The 13,716-nt window shown below is 69.6% G+C and carries 12 protein-coding genes; 3 read left to right on the forward strand and 9 right to left on the reverse strand.

Annotated elements, in window-relative coordinates; translation table 11 throughout:
* Window position 1 precedes the first annotated feature (1 nt).
* The 3 genes from BCD49_RS26475 to BCD49_RS26485 all read left to right on the forward strand — a co-directional run bounded on the left by BCD49_RS26475 (window position 2) and on the right by BCD49_RS26485 (window position 2,294).
* Entirely contained in the window at window positions 2-775 is a 774-nt protein-coding gene (locus BCD49_RS26475) for an SDR family oxidoreductase (RefSeq protein ID WP_007507953.1), read from the forward strand.
* Between the two features lie 14 nt (window positions 776-789).
* Window positions 790-1,224 carry a nitroreductase family deazaflavin-dependent oxidoreductase gene (locus BCD49_RS26480; RefSeq protein WP_007507951.1) on the forward strand — a complete coding sequence of 145 codons (435 nt, stop codon included), beginning with the start codon at window positions 790-792 and terminating at the stop codon, window positions 1,222-1,224.
* A 65-nt stretch (window positions 1,225-1,289) separates the two neighbouring features.
* Window positions 1,290-2,294: an NADP-dependent oxidoreductase gene (locus BCD49_RS26485; protein ID WP_007507948.1), complete on the forward strand. Its 1,005-nt coding sequence runs from the start codon at window positions 1,290-1,292 to the stop codon at window positions 2,292-2,294.
* 451 nt (window positions 2,295-2,745) lie between these two features.
* Here the strand turns inward: BCD49_RS26485 and BCD49_RS26490 are convergent, their stop codons facing one another.
* From BCD49_RS26490 to BCD49_RS26530, 9 genes are all read right to left on the reverse strand, one after another.
* Window positions 2,746-4,926, reverse strand: a complete 2,181-nt coding sequence (locus BCD49_RS26490; protein WP_007507946.1) for a carbon starvation CstA family protein — start codon at window positions 4,924-4,926, stop codon at window positions 2,746-2,748.
* Window positions 4,923-5,381 (reverse strand): hypothetical protein, encoded by a 459-nt coding sequence (locus BCD49_RS26495; RefSeq protein ID WP_007507944.1) that lies wholly within the window; start codon window positions 5,379-5,381, stop codon window positions 4,923-4,925. The genes BCD49_RS26490 and BCD49_RS26495 overlap by 4 nt, the downstream gene beginning before the upstream one ends.
* 274 nt (window positions 5,382-5,655) lie before the next feature.
* Entirely contained in the window at window positions 5,656-6,852 is a 1,197-nt protein-coding gene (locus BCD49_RS26500; protein WP_007507942.1) for an ABC transporter ATP-binding protein, read from the reverse strand.
* Window positions 6,853-6,860: 8 nt separating this feature from the next.
* Window positions 6,861-7,769 carry a carbohydrate ABC transporter permease gene (locus BCD49_RS26505; protein ID WP_007507940.1) on the reverse strand — a complete coding sequence of 303 codons (909 nt, stop codon included), beginning with the start codon at window positions 7,767-7,769 and terminating at the stop codon, window positions 6,861-6,863.
* Window positions 7,769-8,695 (reverse strand): carbohydrate ABC transporter permease, encoded by a 927-nt coding sequence (locus BCD49_RS26510; RefSeq protein ID WP_071042038.1) that lies wholly within the window; start codon window positions 8,693-8,695, stop codon window positions 7,769-7,771. The genes BCD49_RS26505 and BCD49_RS26510 overlap by 1 nt, the downstream gene beginning before the upstream one ends.
* A gap of 29 nt (window positions 8,696-8,724) precedes the next feature.
* The gene (locus tag BCD49_RS26515) at window positions 8,725-9,975 is read right to left on the reverse strand and encodes an ABC transporter substrate-binding protein (protein WP_027141147.1); all 1,251 of its coding nucleotides are present in this window, start codon (window positions 9,973-9,975) and stop codon (window positions 8,725-8,727) included.
* 513 nt (window positions 9,976-10,488) lie between these two features.
* Window positions 10,489-10,896, reverse strand: coding sequence for a VOC family protein (locus tag BCD49_RS26520; protein WP_007507934.1), 408 nt, complete (start codon window positions 10,894-10,896; stop codon window positions 10,489-10,491).
* 201 nt (window positions 10,897-11,097) lie between these two features.
* On the reverse strand, window positions 11,098-12,384 hold the full coding sequence (locus BCD49_RS26525) for a hypothetical protein (protein ID WP_007507932.1): 1,287 nt from the start codon (window positions 12,382-12,384) through the stop codon (window positions 11,098-11,100).
* A gap of 150 nt (window positions 12,385-12,534) precedes the next feature.
* The gene (locus BCD49_RS26530) at window positions 12,535-13,686 is read right to left on the reverse strand and encodes a hypothetical protein (protein ID WP_007507930.1); all 1,152 of its coding nucleotides are present in this window, start codon (window positions 13,684-13,686) and stop codon (window positions 12,535-12,537) included.
* Window positions 13,687-13,716: the final 30 nt, after the last annotated feature.

Here is a 13,716-nt window from a genome sequence, read left to right on the forward strand (position 1 = left end):
CATGAGGACGCTGGCAGGCAAGACCGCGCTGGTCACCGGTGGCAGCAGGGGTATCGGCAAGGCCATCGCCGAACGGCTGGCCCGGGAGGGCGCGCTGGTCGCCGTCCACTACGGGAGCGACGAGGCAGCGGCCACGCAGACGGTAGCCACGATCAAGAGCGGCGGCGGCAGAGCGTTCCTGATCCGGGCAAGGTTCGGGGAGGCCGGCGACGCCACGGCGCTCTGGGAGTCGTTCGACCGGGGCCTGGCCGAGTTCACCGACACGCCAGGCCTGGACATCGTCGTCAACAACGCCGGGATCGTCGCCTACGCCGCCATCGGCGACGCCGCCGAGAAGGACTTCGACGAGATGTTCGCGGTCAACGCCAAGGCACCGTTGTTCATCCTCAAACATGGCCTGCACCGGCTCCGTGACGGTGGCCGGATCATCAACATCACCTCCGCGGCGGCCCGGATCGCCGTCCCGATGACCATCGCCTACTCGATGACCAAGGCAGCCCTCAACGTCCTGACCCACACCCTCGCCCAGGAGCTCGGGCCGCGCGGCATCACCGTGAACGCGGTCGCGCCGGGCGTCGTCGACACCGACCTCGCGCCCTGGCTCGCCGACCCGCAGCTAAGGGAGCGCACGGCCGCCCTGTCGGCCTTCCACCGGATCGGTGAGCCGGTCGACATCGCCGACGTCGTGGCCTTCCTCGCCTCCCCCGACGCACGGTGGATCACCGGTCAGACCATCGACGCGACCGGCGGCACCCTGCTCGGCGTGACCGTTTAGAAACCGAGACGATCATGACCTTGTCGGGTGCGTACGAGCCCAGCCCGTTCCGGCGGATCCGTGACCAGGTCGAGCTCTACGAGGCGACCGACGGGCGTGAGGGCGGCATGCTGGAGGACCGGCCGGTCATCATCCTGACCCACCGGGGCGCGACCACTGGGAAGCTCCGCAAGACGCCGCTGATCAGGATCGAGCACGACGGCGGCTACCTCGTGGTCGCCTCCTACGGCGGCGCGCCCACCCATCCCGTCTGGTACTACAACCTGCTCGCGCACCCGCTCGTCGAGGTGCGCGACGGTGCCATCACCCGCACCATGCACGCGCGCGAGGTATCCGGCGCCGCGAAGACGGAACTGTGGAAGACGGCCGACACGGCCTGGCCGCATTTCCCCGAATACCGCGCCCGCACCGACCGGGAGCTGCCGATGTTCCTCCTGGGCTCCCCCTGAACCCGCACCGCCCTCTCCCTTTCGCCCATGCAGTCTTTCTCCCCGTGCGACCCAGGAGGTCTCCCATGCCGGTTTCCAGCCGTGCCTGGCAACTCGCCGCCCGCCCGATCGGCGAACCCAAACCGACCGACTTCGTGTCCGTCACCACCACGGTCGCCGACCCCGGACCGGGTCACATCCTCGTCCGCAACGACTGGCTGTCCGTCGACCCGTACATGCGCGGGCGCATGGACGAAGGTGAGTCCTACATCCCACAGTTCGAGCTCGGCGAGGCAATGACCGGTCATGCGGTCGGGACCGTTGTCGCCTCCGGAGCCGACAACGTGCCGGTCGGGTCAACCGTGTTGCACTTCCTGGGCTGGCGCGAGTACGCCCTGCTCCCCGCCGCCGTCGAGGTGCTCGATACCCGCCTCGCCCCCGCCCAGGCCTACCTCGGCGCGCTCGGTATGACCGGGCTCACCGCCTACGCCGGCCTCACCCACATCGCCCCGGTCCGACGAGGCGACGTCGTCTTCGTCTCCGCCGCCGCGGGTGCGGTCGGGTCAGTCGCGGGCCAGATCGCCAAGCGCCTTGGCGCCGCCAAGGTCATCGGCTCGGCCGGCGGCCCCGGCAAGGCCCGGCGCCTCGTCGAGGACTTCGGCTACGACATCGGGCTCGACTACCGGGCAGGCGACCTACCCGGCCAGCTCACCAAGGCCGCACCCGAAGGCATCGACGTCTACTTCGACAACGTCGGCGGCGACCACCTCCAAGCCGCGCTCGGCGCGATGAACCTGCACGGGCGCATCGCCCTGTGCGGTGCGATCTCCATCTACAACAGCACCGAACCCCCACCCGGCCCGAGCAACCTGCCGCTCGCCATCGGCAAACGCATCACCCTGCGCGGCATGAACGTCGGCGACCACTACAACATCGCCACCGACTACATCCAACAGGCCACCGACTGGTTGCAAGACGGCTCGCTGCGCACCGAAGAGACCATCGTCGAGGGCATCGATAAAACCGTCGAAGCCTTCCTGTCCATGATGCGCGGCGCTAATACCGGCAAGACACTCGTCCACCTTCCATAGGGTTTTGCCAGGTCGTTGATCGTCTGGATTTGGGGTGCGGGATCTTCGTCTGGTTCGGCGGTCGTTGTGCATCCCTTCCCCGGTAGGGACGACGAATGAGTACGACGACAGACTCCCACGCCGTCAGGTACCACAGGGTGTGGGAACGACGCGTCACCGACCGGAAGATTCCAGGTGAAAAGACCAGCGGACCGCTGTCCTGACGGAAGCCCTGGTGGCCGCATCCTTGGCAGGACGAGCATCCGTGATGCATGTTCTTCCAGCCGCGCTCTCGGCCGAGGACGAGCCGGACCTGTCGTCGGCGCCAGCTGCGTCGTGGCCGACACGTGTCCATCGCTGGTGGCCACGGACCGCTTCGACCGCCCTCCCGCCGCATTGTTCCGCCTTCTCCCCTGTCCGGTTTGGGCCGGGGTTCCGCAGCGCGACGCCGCACGTCGAACGGCGGTGCACGTCAAACAGAAATGTCGTCCGCGTGCGCGAGCGGCTGGTTCGCGGTCTCGCCCGCGAACCGTCCCGCGGGCACGACGATCCGCGAGGCCACATGCTCCGCCTCGGTGGTGGGTACCGGCACGCGGCCGCGCGCCACCCGCACGCAGACCCGGGTCGCGTCGACGAGTACGACGAGGACCAGCAGGGCGAACGTCATCGCCAGGATCCCGTCCACCGTCGAGTTCTGCACGATCCTGTGCATGTCGTCGACGGTCTTGGCGGGCCCCAGAATCCTRCCGTCGTCGAGGGCGGCGGCGTAGCGGTCGCGCTGGGCGAAGAAGCCGAGCCTGGGATCGTCCGAGAAGACCTTCTGCCAGCTCGCGGTGAACGTGACCGCGACATCCCAGGCGAGCGGAATGCCGGTCACCCAGGCCCATCGCGCCCGCCCGCTCTTGATGAGCAGGGTGGTGGCCACCGTCAACGCGATCGCCGCGAGCAGCTGGTTGGCCAGGCCGAACAGCGGGAAAAGCTGGTTGATGCCACCGAGCGGGTCGGTCACCCCAGCCCAGAGGAAGTAGCCCCACGCACCGACCACCAGGGCGCTGCTCAGCCAGACCCCGGGCCACCAGCTCACCCGTCCGATCGGTTTCCAGACGTTCCCGAGCGTGTCCTGCAGCATGAATCGGCCGACCCGGGTGCCGGCGTCCACCGTCGTCAGGATGAACAGCGCCTCGAACATGATCGCGAAGTGATACCAGAACGCGGCAAGCCCGTTGCCGAAGGCGCCGGAGAGGAGGTGGGACATGCCGACGGCGAGCGTTGGCGCCCCTCCGGTCCGGGCAACCAGCGTCGATTCGCCCACCGCCCGGGCCGCGGAGTCGAGCGCGTCCGGCGTGACGGTGAATCCAAGGTGGGCGACCGCGGTCGAGGCCGATGCCGCCGTCGTCCCGACGACCCCGGCGGGCGCATTCATGGCGTAGTAGAGGCCCGGGCTGAGTACCGCCGCGGCGATCAGCGCCATCAGCGCGACGAAGGACTCGGTCAGCATCGCCCCGTAGCCGACCAGCCGGACCTGCGACTCCTTCTGGAGCATCTTCGGTGTGGTTCCGGACGCGACGAGCGAGTGGAATCCGGACAGAGCACCGCAGGCGATGGTGATGAAGAGGAACGGAAACAGGCTGCCGGCGAAGACCGGTCCGTTGCCCCTGGTCGCGAAGGGGCTGATCGCGTCCGCCTGGAGCGCCGGGAGCTCGACGAGAACCCCCACGGCGAGCAGGCCGATGGTGCCGATCTTCATGAATGTGGAGAGGTAGTCGCGCGGCGCGAGCAGCAGCCACACCGGCAGTACCGAGGCGACCAAGCCATAGCCGACCAGGCAGGCGACCAGTGTCTTCGGGCTGAGCGTGAAGGCGGAGGCGAGCCCGGACTCCTGGACCCACCGGCCGCCGACGATGGCCGCGAACAGTGCCGCGACGCCGAGGGCGGTGGCTTCGCCCACCCGCCCGGGCCGCACCAGCCGCACGTAGACGCCCATGAACAGCGCGATCGGGATCGTCATCGCGATCGAGAACGTGCCCCACGGGGAGTGCGCGAGAGCGCTCACCACGACGAGAGCGAGCACCGCCAGCAGAATGATCATAATGGTGAAGACCGCGAGCAGCGCCGCCGTCCCGCCCACCGGGCCGATCTCATCGCGGGCCATCTGGCCAAGACTCTTGCCATCCCGCCGCATCGAGAAGAACAGCGTGACCATGTCCTGCACCGCGCCGGCGAAGATCACGCCGACGACGATCCAGATCGTGCCGGGCAGGTAGCCCATCTGTGCCGCGAGCACCGGACCAACGAGAGGCCCGGCCCCGGCGATGGCGGCGAAGTGGTGACCGAACAGGACTCGCCGGTCGGTCGGCTGGTAGTCGACGCCGTTGTCGAGGCGCTCGGCCGGCGTCGCCCGGCTGTCGTCGACGCGCAGCACCCTGTTCGCCAGGAACCGCGCGTAGAACCGGAAAGCGATCGCGAACGATCCGAGGCCCGCTACCAGTATCCAGGCCGCGGAGACAGACTCGTCCCGGGAAAGCGCGAGCACGGCCCAGCCGATCGCACCGGTCACCGACACCGCGGTCCAGATGATGATCGACCGGAGCCGACGGGCCGCACCGCCGCCGGAGGCGCGGCCAGCGTCGGCCGTGCCGAGGTGGGCGGTCATGCATCGCCCCCGATGACCGAGCCCTCGCGGACCGGACCCGCGGAGACCGAGCCCGCGGGCACCGGACCCGCGGAGACCGAGCCCGCGGGCACCGGACCCGCGGAGACCGAGCCCGCGGAGACCGAGCCCGCGGCAGCCCGGCCGAACAGCTCCGTGAGCCCGATGTCCTGGGGTAGATCGCAGCTGAAGCGCCGAAATCCGAGACGGAACCGGCAATCAACCGCGACATCCCTGCCCAGCAGCCACGGATAGGCGAGCGGGTGAGCCATGGAACTTCCGACCGGATCCGCATCGAGTGAACGAAAGCCGCGATATTTGAGCGCGACGGCCCGTGGCGCCGTGCGCAGCCATGGCTGACCGGTGCAGCCACAGCACAGCCCGAGCGCGGCCCAGTCGAACACGATCACCTCGCCGTCGCGCAGCGCGGCGCACGCCCGCTCGGTGAGCCGAATCATCGAGTGCTTCCCCGCGCCGGGACCTGGTCGTGCAGCCGCCCTCCGGCGACCGTCACCAGCGCCCGGCGCGCGGTCGAAGCATCCAAAACGCCCCGTTCCGGCCTGTCTCCGTGATTTTCGCCGTGGGCCATACAGTCTCCCGTGATCGCGCGGTCGCCCTGTTTATAGCGGGCTGGCCATCCGATCGGTGAATTCCTGTTCGCGACGGTGACGTCGCCGGGAGACTTGTCCCMGCTTGTGGGGGTCCGCGGGAAAGAGAGGCGCCGGTGAATCGTTAGTCCGTGGCCGGAGTGTCCAGGTTGCGGCCAGTGTCGGGATCGAACAGGTGCAGCTGGTGGGTGTCCAGCCAGAGCTCGGCCTGCTGGCCCTCGTGGACCCGGCTGGCCGCGTCGAGCCGGGCGACGATCTGTTCCGCCCCGCTGGAGAGGTCGACGGTGCCGGCGTCGTGGGCCAGCTCCTCGAGGTCGGCGATCCGGGCCCGTCCGCCGGTCACCGTGAAGTAGGCGAAGCTGTCCGAGCCGAGCCGTTCCAGCACGTCCACCGTGGCCGTGAACCGCAGCCCCGGGCGGTCGGTCACCTGCTCCAGCGCGGCGTCCTCGAAGTGCTCGGGCCGCGCTCCGACGATCAGCGACCGATCGCCGGCGGCGCCGCCGTTCCAGGCTTCCAGCAGCCGCCGCTGCCGGTCGTCCGGGGCGATGTTCCCGAACGGGGTGCGCAGCTCGCCCTCCTCGACGGTCGCCGGCACGAAGTTCATCGCCGGCGAGCCGATGAAACCTGCCACGAAGACCGTCGCCGGCCGGCCGTAGAGCTCGGTCGGCGTGCCGACCTGCTGGATCCGCCCGGACCGCAGCACCGCCACCCGGTCGCCGAGCGTCATCGCCTCGGTCTGGTCGTGGGTGACGTACACCGTCGTGGTGCCGAGCTGGTTCTGGAGCCGGGACACCTCGGTGCGCATCTGCACCCGCAGCTTGGCGTCCAGGTTGGACAGCGGCTCGTCCATCAGGAACGCCTTCGGGGAGCGGACGATCGCCCGGCCCATCGCGACCCGCTGCCGCTGCCCGCCGGAAAGCTGCGCCGGCTTGCGGTCAAGGTGCTCGGTGAGGTCGAGCACCCGGGCCGCCTCCTCGACCTTCCGGTCGATCTCCTCCTTCGGCCTCTTCGCCAGCGCCAGCGCGAAGCCCATGTTCTTGCGCACCGACATGTGCGGGTACAACGCGTAGCTCTGGAACACCATGGCGATGTCGCGGTCCTTGGGCGCCAGGTCGTTGACCACCTTGCCACCGATCCGCAGCTCGCCGGAGGTGATGTCCTCCAGGCCGGCGATCATGTTCAGGGTGGTCGACTTCCCGCAGCCGGACGGGCCGACCAGGATGACGAACTCGCCGTCGGCGATGGAGAGGCTCGCGTCGTCCACCGCGAGCTGGCCGTCCGGGTACCGCTTGGTGACGTGGTCGAGAACGATGTCCGCCATGGCCGGGCCTACCCCTTCACCGCGCCGGACGTCAGCCCGGCGACGATCCGACGTTGGAACAGCAGCACGAAGATGATGATCGGGATGGTGATGACGACCGCCGCCGCCGCGATCGAGCCGATCGGCTGGGCGAACTGCGACGCCCCGGTGAAGAACGCGATGGCGGCGGGGACCGTCCGCGACCGCTCCGTCGACGTCAGCGAGATGGCGAACAGGAAGTCGTTCCAGCAGAAGATGAACACCAGGATCGCGGTGGTCACCATGCCCGGCGCGGCCAGCGGGGCGATGACCCGCAGGAATGCCTGCAGCGGGGTGGCGCCGTCGACCTGAGCGGCCTTCTCCAGGTCCCACGGGATCTCCCGGAAGAACGCCGACAACGTGTAGATGGCCAGCGGCAGCGAGAACGTCAGGTACGGGATGATGAGCCCGATCCAGGTGTCGAAGATGCCGATCTGGCGCCAGAGGTTGAACAGCGGGCTGACCAGGGAGATCTGCGGGAACATGGCGATCAGCAGGGCCAGCCCGACGAGCAGCCGCTTGCCCGGGAAGTCGAGCCGGGCGATCGCGTAGGCGGCCATCGACCCGAGCACCACCGCGAGCACGGTGGAGATGATCGCGATTCCGAGGCTGTTCAGCAGCGCCCGGGTGAACAGCGACTCACGGAAGATCCCCCGGTAGTTCTCCAGGGTCCAGTGATGCGGGACGAAGCTGCCGTCGGTGATACTGGCGGGCGTCTTGAAGGACAACGACAGCAGCCACAGCAGCGGCACCAGCGATACCCCGATGATGACGAGGTTCGCGGCCGACCAGCCGACGAGCGCTGAGCGCTGCCCGGACGGCCGGCGGCCGCGCACGGCGGCGCCGGAGGTGCCGGCGGTACCGCCGGCCCCGGCGGGAGCAGAGGCAATGGTGGCCATCAGCGACGGTCCTCCCCACCGGGCGCGGCTGCGCCGAACCCCTTGACGAAAACGAATGCGAGGAGCGCCACGACGAGGAAGATGAGCACCGACAAGGACGACCCGACGCCCAGGTTCAGCGCCGTGAACAGGTTGTCGTAGCCGAGGATCGAGACCGACCGGGTGTCATAGGACCCGCCGGTCAGCACATAGATGCTGTCGAAGATGCGGAACGCGTCCAGCACCCGGAACAGCAGCGCGACGAGAATCGCCGGCTTCATCAGCGGCAGCATTATCCGGGTCAGCCGCTGCCAGGCGCTGGCTCCGTCCATCTTCGCCGCCCGCAGCAGCTCCTCCGGGACCAGCGCCAGGCCGGCGAGCAGCAGCAGCGCCATGAACGGCGTCGTCTTCCACACCTCGGCCAGGATGATCACCGCRATGCCCCAGACCTGCGAGCTCAGTGGGGTGGCGTCGCCGAAAAGGCCGGAGAGGTAGCCGGTGTCCGGCGTCCACGCGTACCGCCAGCCGAACGCGGCGACGACGGTCACGATCCMGTACGGGATGAGGATCACCGTGCGGATCAGCCCGCGACCGACGAGCGCCCGGTGCATGGTCAGCGCGAGCGCCAGGCCGAGCACGAACTGGATGGCCACCGAGATGACCGTGATGATGACGGTCACCGCGAGCGCCTGCCACCACAGCGACGACGAGAGCACGGTCCAGTAGTTCGCCAGCCCCACGAACTTCGAGTCGTCCGGGAACCGCAGGTCATAGCGCCGCAGCGACAGGTAGATCGCGTAGCCGATCGGGTAGGCCGTCACCGCGAGAATGACGATGACCGCAGGTGCGCACAGCGCCCAGCCGAGCCGCCGCTCCGCCCGCGCCCCCGCCGAGAGCGGCGCCTTCCGCGGTTTCGCCGGTGCCGGGTCGCCCGGTGCCTCTGTCACGTTCGTGGTCGCTTCCGCTCCGCTCACAGTCACGGCACCAGTCCCTTCGACTCGATGGCGTCGGAGATCGCGCCGCGCAGGTCGCCGAGCCGGCCGAGGCTCGCGGCCGACGGTGGTGACAAGGTGTGCGCGATCTGCAGCGACACACTCTGGTAGGCCGGCGTCTGCGGCCGGACGCTGGCGTTCTTCAGCGCCTGGTAGATAGCCGCCGCGAACGGGTAGCCACCATCGATGAACTTCTGGTCGGTGTACAGATCTTCGATCGTCGGCGGCAGGCCGCCGTCGACCGCGTCGCGGATCTGGTTGTCCCGCCCGGTCATGCACTCGATGGCCGCGGTCGCCTCGGCGCCGTGCCGGCTGTGGGCGCCGATCGCCAGGTTGTAGCCGCCCACCGTGGTGTGCGAGGGCTGACCGGCGACGAGCGAGGGCCACTGCGTCCAGCCGATCTGCTCCGCGAGCTTCGGGTTGTTCTGCCGCGCAGACGGATAGATGAACGGGTAGTTCAGCTGGAAGGCGGCCGTCCCGGTCTCGAACGCGAGGCGGTTGTCGTCCTCCTTCTGGTTCGACCAGGACGGGTCGGCGGCCGGCGAGTGCGCGAGGGCCCGGATCGCCTCGACCGCCTTTTCCGCCGGCGCGCCGAGCACGACCTTGGTGCCGTCGTCATTGAGGATCTGGCCGCCGGCGGAGGCCACCAGCGAGTTGAACAGGACCGTGTAGCCCTCGTACTGGGCGCCCTGCACCTCGACGTAGTCCGGTTTGCCTTCCGCCGCGAGCTGCTTCGCGTCCGCCAGCATCTCGTCCCAGGTCTTCGGCGGGTTCGGCACCAGGTCCTTGCGATACCAGAGGAGCTGGGCGTTGGTGTTCAGGGGCACGGCGTAAAGCTGGTTGTCCCAGGTACCGGTCTGGACCGCGACCGGCAGCATCCCGTCGGTGAGCCGCCCCGCCTCGGTGGCCGGGAACGGCACGATCCAGCCGGCCTCGGCGAACTCGGCGGTCCAGGTCACGTCCAGCGTGAGGATGTCCATCGAGGAGTCCTCGGCGGCGAGCCGCCGCACCAGCTGTTGGCGCTGCCCGTCCGAGTCGTTCGGCAGCACGTTGGTGCTGATGGTGTACCGGCCGTTCGACGCGGCCGAGCAGTCCGCCGCCGCCTTCGCGAACGAACCGGACGACTCGTTGTACACGTACCAGGTCAGCCGAACCGGGCCTTTACCGCCGCTCCCGTCGCCGGAATCCCCGCAACCGGCCAGCGCGGCCCCGGCGGCCAGCACCAGCGCTCCCACGACGGCCGCCGTAGACCGGCCCTGACGGGCGCCGAAACGCCGGCCAGGTCGACGAGGTCCACGGGGCCGACGGGATTGTCGAATTCTCATGGGCCGTGCTCACCACCCCACGTCGCATTACCAGGGGCGACGCGCGGGCGGAGGCGTTCATGGCCGGATGGTGTCCGTCCATGCCACCGACAACCGGGCCACGTCGTCCCGGATCGTGCATCCACCGGCCAGGTGGCCGACGGTGGCTCCGCCATTCCCAGGCGCATGAACGTGTAAACCCGGCGTCACGGGACTATTTCTAACAGTGTTCCTCTGGTAGCGCTAGGTGTACCGCACAGCCACGGCCGTCCCGGGCCGGCGGATCCCCGCCGCCCCGGGACGGCCGCACGTCGGTGTCGGCGTCGGCGTCGGCGTCGGATGGCGAAATCGGATGGCACAAGCAGTCCCGGCGGTCGGGTCTGGAATGCCGCCACGGCTGGCCGTTTCCGGTCGAGAGGACTCAGCTCCGGCCGGCGGGATGAGTCAGCCGCCGTGGCAGCAGACCTCCAGCTCCATCCCGTCCAGGTCGCGGAAGAACAGTGACCACTCGGACCCGAGCCGCTGGATCTCCCCGGTGTCGGCGCCCAGCTCGCGCAGCCTGTCGCGGGTGGTTTCGAGGGTCTCCAGGGAGTCGACCGCCAGGGCGAAATGGTCGATCGGGCCCCGGCCGCCCGCGCGGCGCCTGTCCCCGAGGATGTCGTCAGCCGGCGCCTCGAAGACGTTGAGCGCGGCACCCCCACCAAGATCGAGGATCACCATGCGCGGATGGTCGTCCCGCGCCGCCATCTCAAACGTCACCTCGGCCCCGAAGGCGTCGACATAGAACTTCACGATCCTGTCCATGTCAGGCGTCATTGTGGCGACGTGGTTGAACCCGGTTGTGATCGGCATCTGTGTCCTCGATTCGGTCTGTACCGGTCTCGATAGCGTCTGCGTGCTCGCTTCACACCGGATCTCAGTATGACGCTAAAACCTCAAGTCACCTTCAGCTCAACTCCGTCGGCGACGCGACGGTGCGACCGCGGGGTCGGGCGATGGACGGCGGGCGGGCCGCCGATGGCGACGGCGGGCGCGGGACGCGCTGTCGTGGCGTCAGCCGAGGGTGGACTCGGTGACCGACGGGCTGCCCGAGCCGAGGAAGAAGATGCCCCGGTAGCCGCGAGTCTCGAAACCCTCACTTGGGTTGTTCCGCAGCGTCGACTTCTCGATCGTGAGAGTTCCGGTGCGGTCGTTGCTGACGAAGAAAACCGCTCCGCCGCCCTCGGCCGCGCGGTTGCCCTCGACGACGCTGCCCGCGATCAGGACGCGGAACAGGTTGCCGTCGGTGTAGATCGCTCCGCCGCTGCCGCCACCCGGCGTGCCGCCGCGAGCCGGGTTCGCGCCGGACCCGATGGCCTCGTTGTCGCGAAACACGCTGTTCAGGACGGTCCACGAGACGCCGATGCTGCTCAGCGCGCCGCCGTTGGAGCAGGACCCGCCGACGAAGGTGCTGGCGACCACGTAGACCGGGCGGTCCTGGAACTGGTCCAGCACCCGGACCGCCGCGCCGCCGAGGTCGGGGCCCGTCTGGTCRCACCGGTTGTCGACGAACGCGGAACGCACGATCCTGAACTGCCCGCCACGAACGAAGATCGCCCCACCGCCGCCGCCCTCCACGTGGTCGCCGGTCGAATTGCCATCGGCGAACGTCAGGTTCTGCACGGTCAGGCTCGGGAGATCCTGGTCGTCGCAGTGCGAGGTGGTCCACCCCTGGGCCTGGTCGCACGTGTTCATGTAGAGAATGCGGTGCCGACCGCCGCCGCTCAGGGTGACCAGGCCTCCGCCGTCGAGGACGACCCGTGGGCTGGCCGCGTTCACCACCTTGGCCGTCGCGGTCATGGTGATGGTGACCGGAGCGGGACCGCAGGCGAAGGTGATGACTCCTCCGGCGGCGACGGCGGCCACCACCGCGTCGGAGGTACAGCTGGCCCGCGTTCCGTTGCCGACCACCCGGGTCGGGTGCGAGGTGTCGACCGCGGCCGCCTCGGCCGGGACGGCCGCCGTCCCGCCGGGATTTCCGACGGCGAGGTTTCCGACGGCGGCGTTTCCGTTTCCGGTGGCCGGATTTCCGGCCACCGGCCCGCCGGGACCCGGCCGGCCGGACGGGTCAGCCGCGGGGGGCGACGAGACCTGAGTGGACGACGAGACCAGCGGAGGGCTCGGGGCCGCGGCCTGCGCCGCGAGAGCCGTCGGAGCGGCCGTCACGCCGGCGGAGAAGGTGACCGCCGGGTCCGCGGTGGCGCCGCCTGAACCGCAGGCACCGACGCAGCCGACCAGCAGGCAGACCAGGACGACGACCGGCCAGGGCGGCGTCCGCGACCTGCCTGCCTTCGTTGCCATGCGCGCACGCTAGTCCGGCGAACGGGACTTCTCGAAGGCTACTTCGATCAACAGATACCCTACCCTAGATTTTCGGCCCTCGGCCGGTGGGCGCCGACGCTCTCGTGTCGTAAGCGGCCTGGGTAGCGGGCGGATGGTGTTTTCGAGGACTCACGAGGCGCGCGGCCGCGGGGATGGCGGATCTCCGAGGGGATGGCAGACCTCGAAGGGCGCGCTGCTGCCGCCCCAGTGCACGACGCGTCCCGACCAGAGMGGGACACAGTCGCCGACGGTCAGAGATCGGATGGCGGTTCCGTCATCGATACCGTTGCCGAAGCACCAGTCGTAATAGACATACGCATCCCTTGTCAGCCCGCCCGCGGCCAGGCGCAGCACTATCCCGGTGTCGCCCCACATGTCCCGCACGCAGGTCTCCGGCGCGTCCGGTCCACCGCCGACCGGCGCGGCCCGGATCGCCGCGAGCAGCGCCGCCGCGCCGGCCCCGCGGAACTGGTGGGAGGCCTGGAGCCCGGGGCTTCCCGCCGGGCGGTGCAGGTCGTACTGGCAGACCGCGATGGTGTCCACGGTGTCCAGCAGAGCCACGTCGAACGGTGCGGGCGGGCGGGCGAACCGGCCGGCCTGGATCGGCGAGCTGACGTCGCAGCCGTAGTGGTCGACAGTGGCCTGGCGGGCCGAGCCGATGATCCGCCCAGCATCGTCGAGGTGCGCGTCGTCCGCCAGGACGAACACCTTCGCCGAGCCAACCGTGCGAACGACGCGGGTCCAGCCGTCGGCGCTCACCCGCCCGTCCGGCGTCTCGTCGACGCCACCCGCCGCGGGGGTGGCGGCGAACCAGACGTGCGGGGCCCAGTGTTCGCGAGGCACCCCGCCGCCGTGCAGATCCAGGTTCTCGCCGCCGGAAACGCAACCGATCAACAGCTCGAACACGTCGCCGCCTCTGGTATCGACGTACGGCTGCTCGGGAAAGGAGGCCGGTTGTCCTCTGTAGGCGCACCAGTCGGCGCCGGGCGCCCGCGCATACCCCCAGGAGGCCGGGACCTGCACAACCATGTCGAGGAACGACTCGAACCGCCATCCCGGATCCGGTCGTGCCATCTCCTGTGGGGATGGTGGGCGCTCGGACCGGGCGGTCTCGCCGCCGTCCGCCCGCCCAACCGCGAACACCGTGCCGCCGACGATCAGCACGATGGCGACCGGTAGCCCCACCATCCAGAGCAGAGCCCGAGGCCCGCCGTGCCGGGCGGCGGCGAGGCGCTGGACCACGGAACGCGGACGCGGCACGCGGATCGGACGAATTCTCATGGCGGCCTCCCCCGCCTTCGACGCGCTGTC

It is taken from the genome of Pseudofrankia sp. EUN1h (assembly GCF_001854645.1).
Classification (GTDB): domain Bacteria; phylum Actinomycetota; class Actinomycetes; order Frankiales; family Frankiaceae; genus Pseudofrankia; species Pseudofrankia saprophytica.

Bases quoted from the DNA above. Each gene is read 5' to 3' on its own strand.
- BCD49_RS26475 (WP_007507953.1), top strand. From the start codon at position 2: ATGAGGACGCTGGCAGGCAAGACCGCGCTGGTCACCGGTGGCAGCAGG.
- BCD49_RS26480 (WP_007507951.1), top strand. From the start codon at position 790: ATGACCTTGTCGGGTGCGTACGAGCCCAGCCCGTTCCGGCGGATCCGT.
- BCD49_RS26485 (WP_007507948.1), top strand. From the start codon at position 1,290: ATGCCGGTTTCCAGCCGTGCCTGGCAACTCGCCGCCCGCCCGATCGGC.
- BCD49_RS26495 (WP_007507944.1), bottom strand. From the start codon at position 5,381: ATGATTCGGCTCACCGAGCGGGCGTGCGCCGCGCTGCGCGACGGCGAG.
- BCD49_RS26500 (WP_007507942.1), bottom strand. From the start codon at position 6,852: ATGGCGGACATCGTTCTCGACCACGTCACCAAGCGGTACCCGGACGGC.
- BCD49_RS26505 (WP_007507940.1), bottom strand. From the start codon at position 7,769: ATGGCCACCATTGCCTCTGCTCCCGCCGGGGCCGGCGGTACCGCCGGC.
- BCD49_RS26520 (WP_007507934.1), bottom strand. From the start codon at position 10,896: ATGCCGATCACAACCGGGTTCAACCACGTCGCCACAATGACGCCTGAC.